1 protein-coding gene is annotated in these 213 nt (G+C 59.6%); it reads right to left on the minus strand.

The genetic code is table 11. The features are described from left to right. On the minus strand, positions 1-181 hold a 181-nt coding region (locus B0D78_RS13340; protein ID WP_205948351.1), incomplete at its 3' end, for a hypothetical protein. Positions 182-213: the final 32 nt, after the last annotated feature.

The following is a 213-nucleotide window of genomic DNA, read 5'->3' on the forward strand; positions in this document are numbered from 1 at the left end:
CGCCGCCGCAGACGACGAAATCAAACTCGCCTGCAGAAAGAGGTGGCCCTGGCACGGGGCGGATATACGGCAATTGGGGACGTGTTGTGAGACAGATGGCGTCGCAACGTCCGTCGAATCCCGTCAAATCATGCAGGGCGATGGTGGCTTTTCCGGCGGGAATGATCATGGAGCCAGCCATCTGCCATTCCCATGACTTGCCACGGCAACCGA

Source organism: Pyramidobacter sp. C12-8 (assembly GCF_002007215.1).
Taxonomy (GTDB): Bacteria; Synergistota; Synergistia; order Synergistales; family Dethiosulfovibrionaceae; genus Pyramidobacter.